Annotated in this window: 23 protein-coding genes; 4 read left to right on the top strand and 19 right to left on the bottom strand. The window is 70.7% G+C overall.

The genetic code is table 11. The annotated features are described in order from the left end of the window. The first annotated feature begins 17 nt into the window (after window positions 1–17). Window positions 18–779, top strand: coding sequence for an SDR family NAD(P)-dependent oxidoreductase (locus ABS78_RS12070; RefSeq protein ID WP_293379132.1), 762 nt, complete (start codon window positions 18–20; stop codon window positions 777–779). On the opposite strand, the gene der is transcribed toward ABS78_RS12070, so the two are convergent. The 9 genes from der to ABS78_RS12025 all read right to left on the bottom strand — a co-directional run bounded on the left by der (window position 727) and on the right by ABS78_RS12025 (window position 8,479). After that, a complete protein-coding gene (der, locus tag ABS78_RS12065) occupies window positions 727–2,310 on the bottom strand; it encodes a ribosome biogenesis GTPase Der (RefSeq protein ID WP_363083139.1) in 1,584 nt (527 codons plus the stop codon). The genes ABS78_RS12070 and der overlap by 53 nt on opposite strands. A gap of 22 nt (window positions 2,311–2,332) precedes the next feature. After that, a complete protein-coding gene (locus ABS78_RS12060; protein WP_293379129.1) occupies window positions 2,333–3,721 on the bottom strand; it encodes a PQQ-binding-like beta-propeller repeat protein in 1,389 nt (462 codons plus the stop codon). Further along, window positions 3,718–4,467: a tetratricopeptide repeat protein gene (locus ABS78_RS12055; protein WP_293379126.1), complete on the bottom strand. Its 750-nt coding sequence runs from the start codon at window positions 4,465–4,467 to the stop codon at window positions 3,718–3,720. Before ABS78_RS12055 ends, ABS78_RS12060 begins: the two co-directional genes overlap by 4 nt. Window positions 4,468–4,556: 89 nt before the next feature. Continuing rightward, window positions 4,557–5,597 (bottom strand): sensor histidine kinase, encoded by a 1,041-nt coding sequence (locus ABS78_RS12050; protein WP_293379123.1) that lies wholly within the window; start codon window positions 5,595–5,597, stop codon window positions 4,557–4,559. A 171-nt stretch (window positions 5,598–5,768) separates the two neighbouring features. Beyond that, window positions 5,769–6,596: a 3-methyl-2-oxobutanoate hydroxymethyltransferase gene (panB, locus tag ABS78_RS12045; protein ID WP_293379120.1), complete on the bottom strand. Its 828-nt coding sequence runs from the start codon at window positions 6,594–6,596 to the stop codon at window positions 5,769–5,771. Between the two features lies 1 nt (window position 6,597). Next, window positions 6,598–6,972: a hypothetical protein gene (locus ABS78_RS12040; RefSeq protein ID WP_293379116.1), complete on the bottom strand. Its 375-nt coding sequence runs from the start codon at window positions 6,970–6,972 to the stop codon at window positions 6,598–6,600. Continuing rightward, complete coding sequence (locus ABS78_RS12035) at window positions 6,965–7,576, bottom strand: sigma-70 family RNA polymerase sigma factor (protein WP_293379113.1); 612 nt, start codon at window positions 7,574–7,576, stop codon at window positions 6,965–6,967. Before ABS78_RS12035 ends, ABS78_RS12040 begins: the two co-directional genes overlap by 8 nt. Window positions 7,577–7,604: 28 nt before the next feature. After that, the gene (locus ABS78_RS12030) at window positions 7,605–7,988 is read right to left on the bottom strand and encodes a DUF6249 domain-containing protein (RefSeq protein ID WP_293379110.1); all 384 of its coding nucleotides are present in this window, start codon (window positions 7,986–7,988) and stop codon (window positions 7,605–7,607) included. 143 nt (window positions 7,989–8,131) lie between these two features. Next, window positions 8,132–8,479: an ArsC family reductase gene (locus ABS78_RS12025; RefSeq protein ID WP_293379107.1), complete on the bottom strand. Its 348-nt coding sequence runs from the start codon at window positions 8,477–8,479 to the stop codon at window positions 8,132–8,134. Window positions 8,480–8,523: 44 nt separating this feature from the next. Here ABS78_RS12025 and ABS78_RS12020 point away from each other — a divergent pair, with 44 nt between their 5' ends. Further along, entirely contained in the window at window positions 8,524–8,778 is a 255-nt protein-coding gene (locus tag ABS78_RS12020; protein ID WP_293379104.1) for a DUF2164 domain-containing protein, read from the top strand. On the opposite strand, the gene ABS78_RS12015 is transcribed toward ABS78_RS12020, so the two are convergent. From ABS78_RS12015 to ABS78_RS11970, 10 genes are all read right to left on the bottom strand, one after another. Continuing rightward, on the bottom strand, window positions 8,768–9,319 hold the full coding sequence (locus ABS78_RS12015) for a 2'-5' RNA ligase family protein (protein ID WP_293379101.1): 552 nt from the start codon (window positions 9,317–9,319) through the stop codon (window positions 8,768–8,770). The genes ABS78_RS12020 and ABS78_RS12015 overlap by 11 nt on opposite strands. A gap of 105 nt (window positions 9,320–9,424) precedes the next feature. Further along, window positions 9,425–9,577, bottom strand: coding sequence for a PEPxxWA-CTERM sorting domain-containing protein (locus tag ABS78_RS12010; protein WP_293379098.1), 153 nt, complete (start codon window positions 9,575–9,577; stop codon window positions 9,425–9,427). Continuing rightward, window positions 9,565–9,801 carry a hypothetical protein gene (locus ABS78_RS12005; RefSeq protein WP_293379095.1) on the bottom strand — a complete coding sequence of 79 codons (237 nt, stop codon included), beginning with the start codon at window positions 9,799–9,801 and terminating at the stop codon, window positions 9,565–9,567. Before ABS78_RS12005 ends, ABS78_RS12010 begins: the two co-directional genes overlap by 13 nt. 71 nt (window positions 9,802–9,872) lie before the next feature. Beyond that, a complete protein-coding gene (rpiB, locus tag ABS78_RS12000; protein WP_293379093.1) occupies window positions 9,873–10,322 on the bottom strand; it encodes a ribose 5-phosphate isomerase B in 450 nt (149 codons plus the stop codon). Window positions 10,323–10,327: 5 nt separating this feature from the next. After that, entirely contained in the window at window positions 10,328–11,887 is a 1,560-nt protein-coding gene (gene guaA / locus ABS78_RS11995) for a glutamine-hydrolyzing GMP synthase (RefSeq protein ID WP_293379091.1), read from the bottom strand. Between the two features lie 175 nt (window positions 11,888–12,062). Then, complete coding sequence (locus tag ABS78_RS11990) at window positions 12,063–13,340, bottom strand: RsmB/NOP family class I SAM-dependent RNA methyltransferase (RefSeq protein ID WP_293379088.1); 1,278 nt, start codon at window positions 13,338–13,340, stop codon at window positions 12,063–12,065. Window positions 13,341–13,343: 3 nt separating this feature from the next. Beyond that, window positions 13,344–13,748: an MAPEG family protein gene (locus tag ABS78_RS11985; RefSeq protein WP_293379085.1), complete on the bottom strand. Its 405-nt coding sequence runs from the start codon at window positions 13,746–13,748 to the stop codon at window positions 13,344–13,346. Between the two features lie 24 nt (window positions 13,749–13,772). Beyond that, complete coding sequence (gene guaB / locus ABS78_RS11980) at window positions 13,773–15,233, bottom strand: IMP dehydrogenase (protein ID WP_293379082.1); 1,461 nt, start codon at window positions 15,231–15,233, stop codon at window positions 13,773–13,775. 71 nt (window positions 15,234–15,304) lie between these two features. Beyond that, entirely contained in the window at window positions 15,305–16,495 is a 1,191-nt protein-coding gene (locus ABS78_RS11975) for an MFS transporter (RefSeq protein WP_293379079.1), read from the bottom strand. After that, on the bottom strand, window positions 16,492–17,289 hold the full coding sequence (locus ABS78_RS11970) for a class I SAM-dependent methyltransferase (protein ID WP_293379076.1): 798 nt from the start codon (window positions 17,287–17,289) through the stop codon (window positions 16,492–16,494). Before ABS78_RS11970 ends, ABS78_RS11975 begins: the two co-directional genes overlap by 4 nt. A 54-nt stretch (window positions 17,290–17,343) precedes the next feature. Here ABS78_RS11970 and ABS78_RS11965 point away from each other — a divergent pair, with 54 nt between their 5' ends. After that, on the top strand, window positions 17,344–18,249 hold the full coding sequence (locus ABS78_RS11965) for a LysR family transcriptional regulator (RefSeq protein WP_293379073.1): 906 nt from the start codon (window positions 17,344–17,346) through the stop codon (window positions 18,247–18,249). Window positions 18,250–18,298: 49 nt separating this feature from the next. After that, window positions 18,299–19,168, top strand: coding sequence for a sulfurtransferase (locus ABS78_RS11960; RefSeq protein WP_293379070.1), 870 nt, complete (start codon window positions 18,299–18,301; stop codon window positions 19,166–19,168). The last annotated feature ends 19 nt before the right edge of the window (window positions 19,169–19,187 follow it).

Below are 19,187 nucleotides of genomic sequence, written 5' to 3'. Positions count from 1 at the left end.
GCTAGAGACGCCGCCTCATGTCCGAACGTCCCCTGCACGACGCCCCCCTTCACGATCACGTCGCCCTCGTCACCGGCGCGAGCCGCGGCATCGGCAAGGCCGCCGCCCTGGCCCTGGCCGCCGCCGGCGCGCATGTGGTGGCGGTGGCCCGCACCCAGGGCGCGCTGGAAGCCCTCGACGACGAAATCCGTGCCCTCACCGGCCAGCCGGCCACCCTGGTCCCGATGGATATCGGCGAGGTCGACGGCCTGGACCAGCTCGGACTGGCGATCCACCAGCGGTTCGGCCGGCTGGACGTGCTGGTCCACGCCGCGGCCCTGCTCGGTCCCATGACGCCCGTCGCCCATATCGAGCCCAGTCACTGGGACCGGAACATCGCGGTGAACCTCAGCGCCACCTTCCGCCTGATCCGCTCGGCGGAGCCTCTGCTGCGGGCTTCGGCGCGGCCGCGGGCGATCTTCCTGACCAGCAGCCGCGCCCAACACCCGAGAGCCTTCTGGGGGACCTACGGCGCGACCAAGGCCGCGGTGGAAAACCTGGTCCGCACCTGGGCCGACGAACTGGAGCAGACGAAGATCCGCGCCGTGCTGCTCGACCCCGGCGCCATGCGCACCCGGATGCGGGCCGAAGCCATGCCCGGCGAGGATCCGGCCAAACTGCCCGACCCGGCCGAGATCGGCCCGCTGATCGTGGAACTGGCCCAGGCCGACCTGGGCCTGCCGACCGTTAACGTGGCTTTCGCGGACTGGAAGACGGCCGGGACGCCCGCTTCGGCTTGACACCGGGTCGGGCCAGTTTGGCCGCACGCCCGCGCGGAGTTCCCGACTTGGGCTTCTTCGCCTTCTGCGGCGCCTTCGGTTTGCCCTCGGCGCCCTCGCGCGCCTTTTCGGCCGCCGCCTTGCGGGCCTTGGCGGCGAGTCCGGTCCGGGCCGACGACGGCGCGGTTCGCGCCGGCCCAGGCCCGCTCTTCTCCTCGCCCTCGGCGTACGGGTTCTTGTTCGAGCGAACCGACAGCCGGATCGGCACGCCCGGCAGGTCGAAACTCTCGCGGATCGAGTTGATCAGATAGCGCCGGTAGTGGTCCGGAAGCTGGTCGGCGCGGCTGGCGAACAGCACGAAGGTAGGCGGACGGGCCTTGGTCTGGGCCACGTACTTGGGCTTCACCCGGCGGCCGTTCACCGCCGGCGGCGGATGCCGCTCGACCGCCATCCGCAGCCAGTCGTTGAGATCGCGCGTCTTGACCTTGGTGGTCCAGTCGCCGTGCGCCTTGAGGACAGCCGGCAGCAGCCGCTCCAGCCCGCGTCCCGTCTCGGCCGACAGCGCCACCATCGGCGAACCGCGCACCTGGGGCAGCAGCCGGGCCACTTCTTCCTGCAACTCGGCCAGACGCGCGGCCGCGTCCGGGATCAGGTCCCACTTGGCCAGCACGAAGACCAGAGCCCGCCCCTCGCGCTCGACGAGGTCGGCGATCTGAAGATCCTGGATCTCGAGCGGGTGCGTGGCGTCCATCACGAGCAGCACGACTTCGGCGAACGTGATGGCGCGGATGGAGTCGCCGGTGGAGAGCTTCTCCAGCTTCTCCTGAACCTTGGCCTTGCGGCGAAGCCCGGCCGTATCCACCAGCCGGATCGGGCGGCCGTCCCATTCCCAATCCACGGGGATGGCGTCGCGCGTGATCCCAGCCTCGGGGCCCGTGAGCAGCCGGTCTTCGCCGATCAGGGCGTTCACCAGCGTGGACTTGCCGGCGTTCGGGCGCCCGACGATGGCGATGTTGATCGGCTTGACGCCCGCCGCCTCGTCGTCCTGCGCGTCCGGATCGGGCGCCAGGGCGGCCACGGCCGCATAGAGGTCGGCCATCCCCTCCCCGTGCTCGGCCGAGATCGGAACAGGCTCGCCCAGACCGAGGCCGAAAGCCTCGAGCACGCCCGCCTCCGAGGCCTTGCTCTCGGACTTGTTGGCCGCCAGCACCACCGGCTTGCCCTTGCGGCGCAGGAGCTCGGCGAAAATCTCGTCGGCCGGCGTCACGCCCTCCCGCGCATCGACGACGAACAGGGCCACATCCGCCTCGTCCACCGCGAGTTCGGTCTGGGCGCGCATGCGCGCCTCAAGGCTCTCGTCGGTGACGTCCTCGAAACCGGCGGTGTCGATGAGCTGGAGATCCAGGTCGCCCAGCCGGCCAGTCGCGAACCGGCGGTCGCGCGTCACGCCCGGCTGGTCGTCCACGATGGCGAGCTTCTTGCCCGCCAGCCGGTTGAACAGCGTGGATTTGCCGACATTCGGCCGCCCGACGATCGCGATTTTGAGCGCCATGAGGCGAAGTCTACCTGACGGGTCAGCGGATCGCGATCAGATCGGCGTCCTGGGTCACCACGTACAGGGTGTCGCCCATGGCGATCGGCGAAATGGTGGCCGAGCCCTTGAGGCCGATCCGGCGCTGGATCTCGCCGGTCTTGGCGTTCAGCACCACCATGTCGCCGGTCTGGCCGGTGATCAACAGGCGCTCGCCCGCCAGGAGCGGACCCGACCACAGCGGGCGGTTCTGCCGCTGGCCGCCGATGCCGAAGAAGCCGCCGACCTTCTTGCCCTTGAACCCCTCGTTGAGGTCGCGCATCCAGTAGATCTGGCCCGTCTCGCGGCTGGCGCAGATGACCTCGCCGCCCTTGGAGACCACATAGACCACGTCGCCCGCCGGCCACGGCGCCGTCACGCCCACCACCGGCAGGCTCCAGAGGGCCTGGCCCGTACGCAGGTCGGTGGCGGCGAACACGCCCGAATGGCTCACCGCGAACACGTCGCCCTGATAGATCACGGGGCGGCCCGCGATATCGCGGATCTCGGACAGCGCGCTGGTGCGGCTGGCGCGCGAGAGCGCCTCGTTCCAGAGATCGTTGCCGTTGGCCGCACGAAGCGCCACCAGCTCGCCCGAGCCGAACGCCGCCACGACGGTGTCGCCCGACACGGCCGGGCTGGACGCCGCCAGGATACGGGCGGGCTCGGACAGCGCCTGATAGGTCCACGACGGCGCGCCCGTGGCCGCGTCGAAGGTCAGCAAGGTGTTGTCCAGCGCAATCGCCATGACCCGGCCCGCCGCCACCGTGGGCGCTCCGTGGATCGCTTCCGGAGTCCTGGACCGCCACGCGATGGCGCCCGTGCGGGCGTCCATCTGGAGGACTTCCCGATAGCCGGTGGCCACATAGAGCTTGCCGTCGGCGTAGGCCATGCCGCCGCCGAAGGCCAGGCGGTCGCGCTTGTTGTCGCCCGGATTGGTGCTCGTCCGCCAGACCTGAGCGCCCGTGCTGGCGTCAAGGGCGGCGACGCGCCCCTCGGAATCCATGGCGAAGACCTTGCCGTCCGCCGCCACAGGCGGCGCAGTCACATAGCGGCCCCGCTTCGAGCCGTCGCCAAAGCTGCGGCGCCAAGCCACCGCCAGGTTCTCGCCGAGGGCCACATTGCCCAGCGCCTGCTCGGGCGTTCCGCCGGGCAAAGGCCACGCGGCCACCGTCTGGGGTTGCGGCAGGGCGAAATCCACGCCCTTCAGGGCTTCGGCCGGCTCGAGGATCTGGTCCGCCGGAACGATCGAGATGCGCTGTCCCTCTCCCGCCAGCTCGGAGGGGCCGTCGTCGCCGCGGTCGAACGGGTTCAGGCGGCTGATGGTGGAACAGCCCGACAGGCCGATGGCGATGACGGCGACGGTCGCGAGGATCGTGGAACGGCGGATCATTGCGGCGCGACGTCCTGGGATTGCGGGACGGACCCTTGCGGACCCACAGCGGGCGGCGGCAGCGCCTGGGCGGCCTTCACCACGGCGGCGACCTCCTTGGCCGAGCCGGAATCGATGAGGCCCATGGCGGCGCGCGCCCGCGACTGGGCGCCTTCGCCTGCGTCGAGCGATTGCGAGATGACCACGAAGTCGCTGCGGGCGCCGGACAGGTTGCCGGCCCGGATCTTCGCAAAGGCCAGCGCCTCGCGCGCCTGGATGCGGTAAGGCCGGCCGTCTTCCATAAGGGGCTTCAAGCGCGCCTCCACGTCGGTGAAGCTCGCCGTGTCGAGGAGGGCCAAGGCGGATTTGAGGCGGGCGGCGTCGCCCAGCGCGGCGTCGGGGGCGGCTTCAGCGGCCTGGTCGAGCAGTTTCACCGCCTCGTCCGTCTTGTTCTGCGACATCTGATAGGCGGCCAGATGCATCAGCGACAGGGCCTTGTAGCCGGGCGCCTGCGACTTGGAGGTCTCGGTCCAGAGTCTCAGCGCCTTCTCGCGGTCGCCCGCCTGCAAGGCTTCGATCGCCTCGGCGTACTGATCCGAGGCCTTGGCGACATTGTTGCTGCGCCAGGTGTCCCAGCCCCAATAGGCCAGGGTGGCCACCAGGGCCAAGGCCGCGACCCCGAGCACCCAGGGCAGGACCTTGCGCGCAAGTTCCTTGTAGCGGTCGGAGCGAAGCTGCTCCTCGACCTCTTCGAACAGATCGGTCACGTGTGGGGGGCTCCGGGGCGCCGCATAAACGAGGGGCGGAACCTATAGCGCGCCGCCCGGCGCCTCAAGCCTTGCCGCGGTGTCGGCGACTATGGCGCGACACCGGCGACGGCCGACGACGCGGCCGCCTGGGGCGCGGCAGCCTCGCTGAAGGGCGTTCCGATCACCCCATCAACGGTGTCGGCCCCGCTTCCGGATCCGGGAATCATCAGTTCGCACACCACGCCTTCGGGCTCGAAGCGGCGCTCGGCCGTCCCGCCCTGCGGCTTGAGCGCCACCTCGAACAGCCGCGCCCCGAAGCCCTGCCGGGACGGCGGGGTCAACGGCGGCCCACCCCGCTCCACCCAGTCGAGCCGCGCCCTTTGGCCTTCGACGGCCCATCGCACCACGATGCGGCCCTGCGGGGCCGCCAGAGCCCCGTACTTCACCGCATTGGTGGCCAGTTCATGGAACAGCAGGGCCAGTCCGCCCGCGACGTCGGCGGAAATCTGGAACGACGGCCCGACGATGTCGAACCGCTCGCGGTCGAACGGGGCCAGCGCCACCGCCACCACGCGATGAAGGTCCGTCCCGCCCTCGCCTTGCACCACCAGGTCCTGCGCACGCAGAAGCGCCTCCAGGCGGGCGTTGATGAGCTTCTCGGCTTCGGCCGGCGACGCGGCGTTGCGCGCGCTCTGGCGTACGATGGCCATGATCACGAACAGTGCGTTCCGATTGCGATGGGCCAGTTCGCCGACGAGCGTCCGGAGTTGCGCCTGGGCCTCTCCTAGGCGCGCCTCGCTGAGCCGAAGCTTTCGGACGCTGTCGGCCATCCCGGCGGCGACGGCGACGACCAGCGCGCCAGCGGTCCAGAAACCGATGTGGACCGCCAGCGTGTCGGCGGCCAAGGGAAGCAGGAAGATGGCCGCGCCGATCCCGCTGGCGACGAGGCAAGCGGCCCCGCCTACGTAGCCGCCCAGAATGGCCGCCAGCAGGAGAGCCGGGAACATGGGCAGAAACGGGACGTTTCCACCCAGCAGGGTGTCGGCGACCACACGGATGCCCACCGCGACACCGCCGAACGCGGTCCCCAGCGCGATGGACTGCCACGGTCGCGGCGCCCTTGCGGGCAACCAGGCTCGCCAAGCCAAATGCATCTCCCTGTACGCATGAAGGCCCTCAAGAGGGTTCAGCGCAACCTCGAGTTTGCGGGAGTCGCCCCACAAGCGACATCTTAGGCTGACGGGCGGGCGTCGCCGGTCGGCAAGACGACGCCAGGAACGACCGGTCCCGGGCCGCACGTCCTGTCGATCAACCTGACGTCAGCCCGCCTTGGCGAAGTAGATTTCGGCTGGTCCCGGGAACCGGCGATTGCGCACATCGTCCGCATAGGCGGCGATGGACTGGGCGATCTGGCCACGGATGTCGCCGTAGCGCCGCACGAACTTGGGCGTCCAGTCGAACAGGCCCAGCATGTCGTCGGTGACCAGGATCTGACCGTCGCAGCCCGCCGACGCCCCGATGCCGATGGTGGGGACCTCGATCGTCTCGGTGATTTCGCGGGCCAGGCCCTCGGCCACACCCTCCACCACCACGGCGAAGGCGCCGGCCTCGGCCGCCGCGCGGGCGTCCTCCAGAATGCGCACGCGCTCGTGGTTGGTCTTGCCCTTCGCGCGGAAACCGCCGTCGACCATGATCGCCTGGGGCCGCAGGCCCACATGGCCCATCACCGGAATCCCACGTTTGACCAGGTACTCGATGTTCTCGGCTACCGCAGGACCCGCCTCGACCTTCACGGCCGAGCATCCGGTCTCCTTCATGATGCGGGTGGCGTTGGCGTAGGCGGTCTCGGCCGAACCCTCGTACGAGCCGAAGGGCATGTCGACCACCACCATCGCGCGCCGCGCGCCGCGCATCACGGCCTGGCCGTGCAGGATCATCATCTCCAGGGTGACGCCCACGGTATTGGGCAGGCCGTGGATCACCATCCCCACGCTGTCGCCGACCAGCAGCAGGTCGCAGTGTTCGTCCAGCAGCTCAGCCATCGGCGCCGTATAGGCCGTCAGGCAGACGATGGGCGTCTGCCCCTTACGCGCGGCGATGTCCGGCGCCGTGAGGCGCCGTACGGCCTGTTCCCGATGACTCGACACTCTAGATCTCCTCGATCACTCGCGAGACGGCGAAACCCAGTGTCACCACCGCCAAGCCGACCGCAATCCAGACGCCATAGCCTCCGGAGAGCGCCGACACCATGTCGGAAGCCGGCGTGACCCGCGCAAGGCCCTGTCCCAGCACGCGGGCCGAGTGCTCGGCCGTCTCCATGCGATCGAAGAGATTGGACAGGACGAGCTGGCTCGCGCCGACGACGCCACCGGCCAGGCCCGCAGCGCCGATGAGCCAGCGGCGCAGGTTCCAGCCGCGGTCGAGACGACGTTCGATACGCTCGGCGAACCCCCGCGCGTCGGGCAGCTCGGGCGCGTCGGCGAAGAGCCGCTCGAGGCGGCGTTCGAATTCGAGATCAGCCATTGCCCCGCTTCCCTTCCACCTCAGCGCCGTCCTTGACTTCCGGGGCCGGCGCCAGTCGCGTTCGGAGCTTCTCCAGACCACGTTTGACATGGGATTTGACCGTTCCGAGCGGCAGGTTCAAGGCGTCCGCCGCCTCGGCGTGGGACAGGCCCGCGCCGTAACACATGGACACGCACATCCTTTCGGGCCGGGACAGAACCTTCAGGGCTTCGTCCAAGTCCAGACGACGTTCGGCGTCGCCGGCCGCCCCCGCTTCGGTCCGCCCCTCGGCCTCGTCGCGCGCTTCCTCCGCCACATAGCTCGCCAGCCGCTTCTCGCGTTGCAGACGTCGCAGATACTGTCGCGCAGCGATCCGCTTGACCCATCCCGCGAAGGTCCCCTCACCGCGGAATTCGGCGATGCGTTCGAAGGCCGCCAGCAGCGCATCCTGGGCCACATCGTCGGCCTCGGCGCCCTGCGCGCCCATGCGGCGCAGCAGATGGCGGATGGCCGAGCCGTGCCGACGCGCGAGCTCGCCAAAGGCGCGCCGTTCGCCGGCCGCGGCGCGGGCGCAAAGCTCCACGTCGTGCAGACTGGCGAGTGTGGCGTGGCCGGCCCCCGGCATGGGCGAACTCTCCCTCTCCCGCCCCGGCTCAGGACGACTTCGACTTGCCGAGGACGCCCAGCAGGATGAACGCCAGACCGATGAAGATGGGGAACGCCGAGATCCCCAGCATCGGATAGAGGGCGTCCGCCTCCTCGAAGCTGACGGCCACCGCGAAGCAGGCCAGGCCGATGCCGATGCCCAGCCAGATGATGCCCGTCCGCAGGTCGCGCTGCGGCGACGGCGGCAGGCTCTTCGAGCCCGTATCGGTCTGAAGCGCGTCGATCAGCTCGGGCGGCAGGGGCTCGCCCCTCTCGAGCGCCGTGCGCAGGGTGTCGGCCACCTTCTGGCGCTCGATGCTCTTGAAGTACCGTGGCACGATCACCAGCGCGGCGATCATCGCGAAGAAGGTCAGGGGGACCAGGATTTCCAACGGAGTTTCTCCTCTCCAAGTCGTCGTCGGCAGGCCGTTCTCGCCCGTCTCATCCGCTAGAGGCTCGGCCGCAGGGCAATGGATGCAGCGCCGTGCATGAAACCTTGGTCATGTTCCGGCCGCCCGCGCCCGAGCCAGCGGACTCAGAGGCGCAGCGCGGCGTAGGCGTCGGGCTTGAAGCCGACGGTGAGACGGCCATCGACATCCAGCACCGGCCGCTTGATCATCGAGGGCTGGGCCAGCATCAGTCCGACCGCCTTGTCCCGATCGAGGTCCTGGCGATCCGACTCGGGCAGTTTGCGGAAGGTCGTTCCGGCCCGGTTCAGCAGGGTTTCCCATCCCACCGCGTCCGCCCAGCGTTCAAGAGTCCCGCGGTCGATCCCGCTCTTCTTGTAGTCGTGGAACGTGTAGCCGACGCCGGCCTGATCCAGCCAGGTCCAGGCCTTCTTCATCGTGTCGCAGTTCCTGATACCGTACAGTGTCGTCGCCAAAGCAACCTCTCCCAAAAGCATCCTCGCCCCAAGGCCCTCCTGCGATGCGCAAGATCGAACTGCCGAAGGCGACGCACGAGGCCCTGACAAAGGCCCTGTCGCGCTACCTCAAGGACGAACTGGACCTGGAGGTGACGGGATTCGACGCCGTCTTCCTCACCGACTTCATCATCGGAACGATGGGGCCGCACGTCTACAATCAGGCTCTGGCCGACGCCCAGGTCCTGCTCTCGAAGAAGCTGGAAGAGCTGGGCGAAAGCATCCTGGCGCTGGAACAGGCGGCGCCGCTCAGCCGCTGAGTGGAAATCGCCCGACGATGTCATAGCGGCCTTCGCCGTGGACCGCATGGACCAGCACGAACTCCGTCACGCGCCAGCTCACGGGCTCCACGAGGGTCTCGGGCGCGTGGCCGCGATCATAAGCCAGGGTCATGTGCGGTGTGATCCTGGCCTCGCGGCGCGACGCCATCGCCGCGCGCACCAGCGCCCGGTGCAGCGAAGCCTGGAGCGCGTCCGCGCCGATCACGCCCTCGTCGCCCCACAGCGTCACGGGCCAGGGCGAGGCGCCGGACGGCCAGGCGCCGATACGGTTGAACGAGATTACGAACGGCCGCGCCGCCAGACCCTCGACCACCCCCGCCGCCTTCTCGACCACCGCGCCTGGTGGACGCCTGAAGGCGCCCAGGGGATGCAGCGAGACGTGCAGCCGGGAGGCCGCAATGGCGCGCGCCGTCAGGCCCACCCTCGCGCGCAACGCTTCCAGCCGCCTGTGCGCCGCCGCAGCGGCGTCGGCGGGGGGTTGAAGCGCGAAGTACAGGACGTGCCGACCGGGGGCGGACATTGCGGCAGGCCTCTGACTACGACCTCGCGGCCGACTCCCGCCGGTTTAGAACCTAGCCGGGTCGGCTGAAACCCCGCCGTCACGGACGCCCCCGCCGGTTCGTCCCTACAGGCTCGCCGACAGCGCCAGCCCACGGCGTCGCCTGAGCGCAGCGCCGGCCGCGCCGAAGCCCAGGATCATCAAAGCCCAGGCGCCGGGCTCGGGCACGGCGGCCGCGACGGGATCGGCGGTGCGCAGGGTCAGATTCAGATCGTCCACCCTGAAATGGGTGAGGACCGGGCTGGTCTCGGAGAGAGCGGCGCCGGCGGCCAGGCTATAGTGCGATCGTTCCCCACCTCCACCTCGAACCGCGCCTGGTTCTGAAGGTCGAACCAGCCCAGGAGACCGGACTGTGCGCCCATGGCCGCCAGGATCTTCTTCAGCAGACCCGGAAAGCGCTCACGGTCGAACCCGGCGTCATAGATCTCGTCGATGTCCACCACGGCGCAAGCGCTCCCTTCGAGACGGCCGGCCGCTCTTGCGCCGGATTCGCCCCGCCTGAAAGCGGCGGCGTCTATTCCTCCAGCGCCCGGATCATCTCCACGCGCGGCGCGTGCCGGCCGCCGTCGAACGGGGCGGCCAGGAAGGCGTCCACGATGTCCAGCGCGAGGCCCTCGCCCACCACCCGCGCGCCGATCGCCAGCATGTTGGCGTCGTTGTGCTGACGGATCATGCGGGCCGAGAAGGTGTCGGAGCAGACGCCGCAGCGCACGCCCTTCACCTTGTTGGCCGCCATCATGATGCCCTGCCCGGTGCCGCACAGGACGATCCCGAAACGGCAGTCGCCCGAGGCGACACGCCGCGCCGCCGCCGCGCCATGCTCCGGATAGGGCGTGCTCTCCGGCGTCGTGGGTCCGATATCCACCACCGTCCACCCCTGGGCCGCGACATGGGCGGCGACCGCCTGCCGCAGGGCGATGGCGCTGTGGTCGCTGGAAAGGACGATGCGGTTGGTGTCGGTCAAGCGCCCTACTCCCACTCGATTGTGCCGGGCGGCTTGCTGGTCACGTCGTAGACGACGCGGTTCACGCCCCTCACCTCGTTGATGATCCGGGTGGCGCAGCGGCCCAGGACGTCCCACGGGAACTCGAAGAAATCGGCGGTCATCCCGTCGGTCGAGGTCACGGCGCGCAGGGCCAGGACATCCTCGTAGGTGCGGGCGTCGCCCATGACGCCCACGGTCTTCACCGGCAGCAGGACGGCGAAGGCCTGCCAGATGGAGTCGTAGAGCCCGGCTTTGCGGATCTCCTCCAGGTAGATGGCGTCGGCCGCCTGGAGCACGGCCACCTTCTCGCGCGTGATCTCGCCGGGAATCCGGATGGCCAGCCCCGGTCCCGGGAACGGATGGCGTCCCACGAACGCGGGCGGCAAGCCCAGTTCGACGCCCAGCGCCCGGACCTCGTCCTTGAACAGTTCCCGCAGCGGCTCCACCAGCTTCAGCTTCATGTAGTCCGGCAGGCCGCCCACGTTGTGGTGGCTCTTGATCACCGCCGAGGGGCCGCCCCGGGCCGAAACGCTCTCGATCACGTCCGGATAGAGCGTGCCCTGGGCCAGGAACGCGGCCCCCTCGATCTTGCCGGCCTCCTTGTCGAACACGTCGATGAACAGCCGGCCGATGGTCTTGCGCTTGGTCTCGGGGTCGGTGACGCCCGCTAGCTCGCCCAGGAAAAGGTCTGATGCGTCAACGTGGACCAGCGGAATGTTGTAGTGGTCGCGGAACATGGTCACGACCTGTGTCGCCTCGTCCTTGCGCAACAGGCCGGTGTCCACGAACACGCAGGTGAGCTGGTCGCCGATGGCCTCGTGGATCAGCACCGCCGCCACCGACGAGTCCACGCCGCCCGACAGGCCGCAGATCACCTTGGCGTCGCCCACCTGCGCGCGGATCTTCGCCACCTGCTCCTGACGGTACGACGCCATCGTCCAGTCGCCCGAAAGCCCGGCGATCCGGTGGGTGAAGTTGCGCAGGATCAGCGCGCCGCGCGGCGTATGCGCCACCTCGGGATGGAACTGGATGCCATAGAAGCGCCGCCCCTCGTCGGCCACCACCGCGAACGGCGAGCCCTCGGAAACCGCCACCGTCTCGAAGCCGGGCGGCAGGGCCGTGACCTTGTCGCCGTGGCTCATCCAGACGGTCTCTCGATGCCCTGCGCCGCCCAGCCCTTCGAGCAGCGGGCTTTCGCGCATGACCTCGATCTCGGCGCGGCCGAACTCCCGCGTCGTCCCCGGCTCGACCCGGCCGCCCAGCTCGGCGCACATGGTCTGCTCGCCATAGCAGATGCCCAGCACGGGCACGCCGGCGTCGAACAGCGCCTTCGCCGCCGCGGGGCTCTCGGCCTCGTGCACGCTGGCCGGCCCGCCCGACAGGATGATCGCCTTGGGCCGCATCGCCGCCAGCGCCGCCTCGGCCTTGTCGTAGGGGTGGATCTCGCAATAGACGCCGCTCTCGCGCACGCGGCGCGCGATGAGCTGGGTCACCTGGCTGCCGAAATCGACGATCAGGACGCGTTCGTGATGGGCTTCTGTCATGGCGTTCCGTTCGTCGAGATCGTTGGCGTGTCAGCGTTTTTTGGAAGCACGGAAAACACAGAAAACACCAAAGGATGCGGAGATATCCTTCGGAGGTCGGAGCAGGTCCGTTCTGGGCTTTCCGTGGTTTGAATTGAGGCCGCCTGCGGCGCGCAGGAAAGACGGATGGCGAGGTTCATGCCCGCTTCTCCAGCACGGCCACGTAGAAGCCGTCGGTCTTCGAGAGGCGCGGCGTGAGGCGCAGGTCGCCGGCGGAGGTCAGGAACGGCGTCAGCGCCGGGTCGGCGGTCGCCGGGCGGCGCGCGAAGGCCGGTGTGCGGGCGAGGAAGGCCTCGACCCGGTCCTCGTCCTCCTCCGACAGCACCGAGCAGGTGACGTAGACGATGCGGCCGCCGGGCTTCACGAACGCCGCGCCATCGTCCAGCACCGCGTCCTGGTCGGCCTGGCGTTTCGCCAGCGCCTCGGGCGTCAGCCGCCACTTGGTGTCGGGATGGCGGCGCCACGAGCCCGTGCCCGTGCAGGGCGCGTCGATGAAGACCACGTCCATCCGCCCCTCCAGGCCCTTCAGCGGGTCCGGGTTCAACGGCGTGCGCACCTGAAGGCTGCGGACCCCGGCCCGATCGCCGCGCCGAACCGTGTCGGCCAGTCGCCGGGCATCGGAATCGTAGGCGTAGATCTGGCCCGTGTTGGCCATGGCCGCCGCCAGGGCGAGGGTCTTGCCGCCGCCGCCGGCGCAGAGATCCAGCACCTGCGCGCCTTTCACCTCGCCCGCAGCCAGGGCGGCGACCTGACTTCCCAGATCCTGCACCTCGAACCAGCCCTTGCCGAACTGCGGGATCGCCTCGACCGCGCCCGAGCGGGCGGCGGCGTCGGGGGCCGGGATGCGCACGGCGTCGGGCGCCAGGCCGGGGACGACGGGATCGAACGACGCCAGGGCCTTCAGCGCCCGGGGCGGATCGGTCTTCAGCGTGTTGACCCGCAGGTCCACGGGCGCGCGCTCGGCCAGGGCCGCGCCCTCCTCGGCCCGCACGTCGCCGAACACCCGCGCCAGCGCCGCGTCCAGCCAGTCGGGATAGTCGCCTCGAACCGGCGCCGGCGCCTCGGTCAGATCGCGGGGCGTCGCCAGCGCGGCCTGCTCGTCGTCCGTGAGCGGTCCAGGCCCGTGCGGCGCATCGCCCGCAGCCTCGGCCACGCGCTCGACAGGCCAGCCCCAGATGAAGCGCAGCGCCGCCAGCGCCGCGGCGCGCGAGGTGTCCTGTCCCATCCGCCAGCCCAGCGAGCGGCGGCGGCGCAGGACGTCCAGCACCAGGCCGGAAACCCAGGCCCGGTCCTTGGCCCCGGCGTAGCGCGCGGCGTCGCCCCAGACCTTCAGGGCCAGGCGCACGGGCCGGCGCCGCGTCTCGATCTCGTCCAGGACCTCTATCGCCGCGGCCAGCCGCCCGCCGTCACGCATCACTCACCTGACGAGCGCGACGAGCAGCATCACCAGCCCGATCATGGAGACGAACCACACCAGCGTTCGCGCCAACGGCACACCCGAAGCGTACAGCGGAGCGTAGAGCGCACGGCCCGCCACGTAGAGACCGGCTCCCCACACCGTGAGATCTCCGCCCAGCCGCCCCGCGGCCGCGCAGCCCAGCACCCCGGCGGCGAAGAAGGGGAAGGTCTCAGCGAAGTTCCAGAACGCCCGGTGCAGGCGCGCGGCCACGCCGGTGATCGGCATGGGCGTGTCGCGCGGCCCCGCCGCCCACTTCAGGTTCTGCTGCCGACGCGCGGCGGCGGCGGACCACAGAAGCTGGACCAGTCCCAGGATCGCCGCCACGCCCAGCAGCTTCAGTTCCACCGCCACCTCACCGCCCATGACCGCCTCCCTTCTCGCTCCGACCTAGCCGGCGCTCGGATAGTTGGGCGCCTCGCGGGTGATCATCACGTCGTGGACGTGGCTTTCACGCAGGCCGGCGTTGGTGATCCGGATGAACCGGGCGCGTTCGCGGAACTCAGCGAGGCTGGCGCCGCCCACATAGCCCATGGCCGCGCGCAGTCCGCCGACCATCTGGTGCAGGATGGGACCGATCGGCCCCTTGTACGGCACCTGGCCTTCGATGCCCTCGGGCACCAGCTTCAGCGCGTCCTTCACGTCCTTCTGGAAGTAGCGGTCGGCCGAGCCCTGGCCCATGGCGCCCAGCGAGCCCATGCCACGATAGGCCTTGTAGGAGCGGCCCTGGTACAGGAACACCTCGCCCGGCGCCTCGTCGACCCCGGCGAACACCGAGCCCATCATCGCCACCGAAGCGCCCATGGCCAGCGCCTTGGCCAGGTCGCCGGAATACTTGATCCCCCCGTCGGCCACGACGGGCACGTCCGTTCCCGCCGCCGCGCGCACGGCGTCGGCGATGGCCGTGAGCTGCGGCACGCCCACCCCGGCGACGATCCGCGTGGTGCAGATCGAACCCGGCCCGATCCCCACCTTCACCGCGTCGGCCCCGGCGTCGATCAGCGCTCGCGCGCCGTCGTAGGTGGCGACGTTGCCGGCCACCACCTGCACCCGGTTGCTCTCGCGCTTCACCCGCGCGACGGCCTTGGCCACTTCGGCGTTGTGGCCGTGGGCGGTGTCGATCACCACCACGTCCACGCCCGCGTCCACCAGCGCCATGGACCGCTCGTAGCCCGCGTCGCCCACGGTCGAGGCCGCGGCCACCAGCAGGCGGCCCTGGGCGTCCTTGGCCGCGTTCGGGTGCGCCTGGGACTTCTCCATGTCCTTGACGGTGATGAGGCCGACGGCGTGGCTGTCCTCGTCCACGACGATCAGCCGTTCGATCTTGTGCCGGCGCAGGAGGTCGCGCGCTTCGGCCTGACTGACGCCTTCGCGGACAGTCACAAGCCCGTCCTTGGTCATCAGCGCCTTGGCCGGGATATCGTCGCGCGCCTCGAACCGCATGTCGCGGTTGGTGAGGATGCCGCACAGCCGGCCGGCGCCGTCCACGACGGGGAAGCCCGAGATCTTCCGCCGGGCCATGATCTGGCGGACCTCGCCCAACGTCGTGTCGGGATGGATGGTCAGCGGGTTGATGACCATGCCGCTCTCGTACCGCTTCACCTCGCGGACGTGATCGGCCTGCTCGTCCACCGTCAGGTTCCGGTGCACCACGCCGATGCCGCCGGCCTGGGCCATGGCGATGGCCAGTCGGCTCTCGGTGACCGTGTCCATGGCCGCGGACACGAGCGGGATGTTCAGACTGATTTCGCGCGTGAACCGGGTGGAGACGTCCACCTGTGTCGGCATCACGTCGGACGCCCCGGGTTCGAGCAAAACATCGTCGAAGGTGAGCCCTTCGCGGATCTCCATGAGACTCTCCGTTTTGCGGGACGCGTATAGGGGCGCCGCGGCATCGGGAGCAAGGGGCCTGAGGGGGGCGTTCATGCGATTGCGGTCTCCTGTGCTGGACGGCCGCGCCGGGCGAGGCCGAAGGTCATGGCGAACATCACGAGGCAGAGGGCCGAGGTCATGAGCACGGCCCCCGTGGGCGAGCGCTCCAGAGCCACGGCGAAGACGGTGGGGCCGAACACCTGGGCGATCATCGCGGGTCGGCCCAGGATCGCCGAGCGGTAGGCGTAGTCCCGGTCGCCGTAGAGGCTGAGGGGCAGGACGCCCTTAGCCACCGCCAGCATCCCGTTCCCGGCGCCCTGCCCCAGGGCCATGGCGGCCCCGCCCGCCTGGCCGCCGAAGGCCAGGAGACCCGCAGCGCCGGCCGGATGCATCAGCGTCGCCGCACGGGTGGTCGCCACGGGATTCAGCCGGCGCAGCAGCGTGAACTCCAGGAACCGCACGCTGACCGCGGCAACGCCCACGAGACCCGCGGCGCCCGCGGCCTGGGCCATCGACAGGCCGAAATGCGCCAGCAGCCGCGGCAGATGGGCGCTCATGCAGGTCGAGACGAACCAGGCGCAGGCGAAGAGGATCGCGAGCTGGACCATCGTCCGGTCCCAGCGCACGCCGCCGGTGGCCGAGTCGCGTCGGGCCCCGCCGTGCGTCCGCGGACAGAGCCAGGCCGAGAGTGGCAGGCAGAACAGCAATTGGACGCCCGCCCAGGCGAAACAGGCGCCGCGCCAGCCGAACGCCTCGGCGAATCCTGCGGTCAGCGGCCAGCCCAGGGTCGAGCCCAGACCACCGATCAGCGCCACCCCGGTGATCGGGCGGCGCGCGGCCTCGCCGTAGAGCTGGACCAGGATGGCGAAGGGGGTCGGCGACAGGCCCAACGCCTGGCCAAGCCCCATCACCGCCATCGCGACCGCCAGTCCCACGCCGTCCTGAGCGAGGCCGGTCAGGACCAGCCCGGCGGCGAGCACCAGGTGCGAGGCCAGCAGCACCGGCTTGCCGCCGCGCGCGTCGATGCGGCGCGCGACGCGCGCGGCCACCAGGGCGGGGACGGCCAGCGACAGCGAGACGGTGGCGAAGACGAACGCCGTGCCGACAGAGAGGTCGCGGGCGACGGCGTCGCCCAGCACGCCCATCAGGTAGAAGCTGCACGCGAAGGCCACGACCTGGCCCAGGCCCAGGCCGGCCACCACGGCGGCGGGATGACGGCGAGACGCGTCGCGCGCGTTCATTCCGCACCGTCGCCGTATGCGAAGACGACGAAATCCCCGTAGGTGGGCTTCTCCGCGATGGCCCCGGCCGCCAGATCGGCGTCCAGGCGGCCGAAGCCTTCGGTCAGTTCCGCCTCGGAGAGGTGTTCGAACACCGAGACCGCGCGCAGCTTCAGCCGCGCGACCGCAGCGGCCATGTCGCCCTCGAACGGCAATTCCATCTGGACGGAGGCCATGGTCCGGAAGCCCGCCGCCTCGAACAGCGCCCGGGCCTCGGCCTCGCTCGGGAACATGGCGCGTTCCACGGCCCAGCTTCCGGGGAAGTAGCTCCGCCACCAGTGATCGGGAATCCGGTCGCGGAAGGTGCTGCGCAGGATCAGCCGGCCGCCGGGCTTCAGCACGCGTCCGATCTCCCGCGCCGCCGCCGGCTTGTCGGCCACGTGGTGGTACGAGAGGAACATCAGGACGAAGTCGGCCGAAGCGTCCGGCAGCGGGATCGCCTCGGCGCGCCCGGCCAGATAGGCGACGCGGTCGTGCCGCCCGCCCGCTTCGGCGGCGCGTCGCATCCCGTCCGCCGGCTCCACGCCGTGGATCGGACCGCCGAAGGCCTCGGCCAGCGCCGGGGTGAACCGTCCGGTCCCCGAGCCCAGATCGACGCCGGTCAGCGGTCGCCGCGCCGGCAGGTGCTCGGCGAAGACTGTCATGTAGCGGGCGATCGCATCGGCCGGCAGGGCGCGGCCCCGGGCGTACTGCTGGTGCTGGACCCGGTCGTAATCCACCCGGGCGAGAGGCTGAGAGGGCGTGGGGTCTTCCATGACCAGCCTATGCCCGGATTGCCGACGCGAGGAAATCGACTTATTTGGCCTTCAATGTTCGAAAATCTCACATCTGGTGCGCTGCCATCCCTCAACGCCCTGCGCGCCTTCGAGGCGGTCGCTCGCACCGGGCGGGTGACGCTGGCCGCGGAGGAGCTTTCCGTCACCCACTCGGCCGTCAGCCGTCAGGTGAAGGCGCTGGAAGCGGCCCTGGGCGTGAAACTGTTCTCAGGCCCGAAGAACCGGCTGGAGCTCACCGACGCCGGGCGCGAACTGATGGCGCCCCTCACCGAGGCCTTCGATCAGATCGCCGGCGCCGTGCGCCGCGTCCGCACCGGCGCCGAGGACCTGCACGTCGCCGTCAACGCCAGCCTGTCGGTGAAATGGCTGATCCCGCGCCTCGCCGGCTTCCAGGCGGCCCACCCCGAAGTGCGCCTCCACCTCTCGGAACTCGCCGCCCACGCCACGGCCCATCGCGGCGCCCAGGCAGTCGTGCGCATCGTCCCCCTGGCGCGCGCAGAGGCGGCCGACTGTACGCCCTTCATCCGCAACGCCCTGGGCGCGGTGATGTCGCCCGAGATGGCGGTGCGATCGGGAAACGACCCCCTGCGGGCCCCGCGCCTCGCGGCCGCCACCCACCCCGAGGCCTGGCCCGTCTTCGCCGAGCACGCCGGAGTCGAACTGCCGCCAGCCGCCGAGCGGACGTTCCCGCACGTGCATTTCGCGCAGGACGCGGCCGTCGCCGGCCTTGGGGCCGCGGTCGTCTCCTGGCCACTGTGCATCGGCGAGGTGCAGTCGGGGCGGCTCGTCGCCCCGCTCGGATTCCGGGCGTCGGGCAGCGCCTTCGCCATGCTGACGGCGCCGGGCGCCGAGGGCCGCGCGCTGGGCCGCTTCCGCGACTGGCTCGTCGCCGAAGGGGCGAAGACGCCGCCGCCGCCCGGCCCCGCCCTTCCCGCCTGACGCCTTCCTGCCTACCCTGCCGCCAACCAGCATAACGGGAGGACGCAGTATGGATGGATGGGACGGTCGGGGGCTGGTCTCCACGGCATGGCTCCAGGCGCACCTGGACGACCCGGACCTGCGCATCTTCGACGCGACGGTCCACCTGCGTCCCGCGACACCAGGCCCCTACCGTGTGGAGAGCGGCCGCGCCGACTATGAGGCCGCCCACATCCCCGGGGCCGCCTTTCTCGACCTCGCGGCCGATCTGTCGGACGCGGCCTCGCCGCTCAACTTCACCCATCTGCCCGCCGACCGCCTGGCCCCGGCGCTGGGCGCGGCCGGCATCGGACGGGACTCCCGCGTCGTGGTCTACAGCAGCACGACGCCCATGTGGGCCACGCGCCTGTGGTGGATGCTGCGCGCGGCCGGCTTCGAGACCGTCGCGGTGCTGGACGGCGGGCTGGCCGCCTGGACCGCCGAGGGTCGCCCCACCGAGTCCGGGACGCGCCGCTATCCGCCCGCGACACTCGCGCTCTCGGACCGTCCCGGAGCCTGGGCGGGCAAGGCCGAGGTCCTGGCCGCCATCGGCGACGGCGGCGTCTGCACGATCAACGCCCTGCCCCCCGGCGTCCACAGCGGCGACTCCGGCGCGAACTACGGCCGCCGCGGCCATATCGCAGGCAGCGTGAACGTCCCCTACGCCGGGCTGCTGGACGACACTGGCCGCTACCGTCCCGACACCGACTTGCGCGACCTGTTCGAAGCGGTGGGCGCGCTGGGGCGTCCCCGCGTCATCTGCTACTGCGGCGGCGGCATCTCGGCGACGATGGACGCGCTGGCCCTCGTCCGCCTGGGCCACCCCGCCGTCGCGGTCTACGACGGCTCGATGTCGGAATGGGTCCGCGACCCCGACCTGCCGATGGAGACCGGCGCCTGACCGGGCGGTCGGGCGCCGG

The sequence above is a fragment of the Phenylobacterium sp. SCN 70-31 genome (genome assembly GCF_001724605.1).
In the GTDB taxonomy this organism is placed as follows: Bacteria; Pseudomonadota; Alphaproteobacteria; order Caulobacterales; family Caulobacteraceae; genus Phenylobacterium.
The sequence above is the reverse complement of the archived record's forward strand: the minus strand, read 5'-3'. Positions and strand labels throughout refer to the sequence as shown.

Coding starts and splice junctions, on each gene's coding strand:
- ABS78_RS11965 (WP_293379073.1), top strand. CDS start 17,344: ATGTTCGAAAATCTCACATCTGGTGCGCTGCCATCCCTCAACGCCCTG.
- ABS78_RS11970 (WP_293379076.1), bottom strand. CDS start 17,289: ATGGAAGACCCCACGCCCTCTCAGCCTCTCGCCCGGGTGGATTACGAC.
- ABS78_RS12070 (WP_293379132.1), top strand. CDS start 18: ATGTCCGAACGTCCCCTGCACGACGCCCCCCTTCACGATCACGTCGCC.
- guaB (WP_293379082.1), bottom strand. CDS start 15,233: ATGGAGATCCGCGAAGGGCTCACCTTCGACGATGTTTTGCTCGAACCC.
- ABS78_RS11990 (WP_293379088.1), bottom strand. CDS start 13,340: ATGCGTGACGGCGGGCGGCTGGCCGCGGCGATAGAGGTCCTGGACGAG.
- ABS78_RS11975 (WP_293379079.1), bottom strand. CDS start 16,495: ATGAACGCGCGCGACGCGTCTCGCCGTCATCCCGCCGCCGTGGTGGCC.
- ABS78_RS12035 (WP_293379113.1), bottom strand. CDS start 7,576: ATGCCGGGGGCCGGCCACGCCACACTCGCCAGTCTGCACGACGTGGAG.
- ABS78_RS12060 (WP_293379129.1), bottom strand. CDS start 3,721: ATGATCCGCCGTTCCACGATCCTCGCGACCGTCGCCGTCATCGCCATC.
- ABS78_RS12015 (WP_293379101.1), bottom strand. CDS start 9,319: ATGTCCGCCCCCGGTCGGCACGTCCTGTACTTCGCGCTTCAACCCCCC.
- guaA (WP_293379091.1), bottom strand. CDS start 11,887: ATGACAGAAGCCCATCACGAACGCGTCCTGATCGTCGATTTCGGCAGC.
- der (WP_363083139.1), bottom strand. CDS start 2,310: ATGGCGCTCAAAATCGCGATCGTCGGGCGGCCGAATGTCGGCAAATCC.
- ABS78_RS11985 (WP_293379085.1), bottom strand. CDS start 13,748: ATGGGCGGTGAGGTGGCGGTGGAACTGAAGCTGCTGGGCGTGGCGGCG.
- ABS78_RS12020 (WP_293379104.1), top strand. CDS start 8,524: ATGCGCAAGATCGAACTGCCGAAGGCGACGCACGAGGCCCTGACAAAG.
- ABS78_RS12040 (WP_293379116.1), bottom strand. CDS start 6,972: ATGGCTGATCTCGAATTCGAACGCCGCCTCGAGCGGCTCTTCGCCGAC.
- ABS78_RS11960 (WP_293379070.1), top strand. CDS start 18,299: ATGGATGGATGGGACGGTCGGGGGCTGGTCTCCACGGCATGGCTCCAG.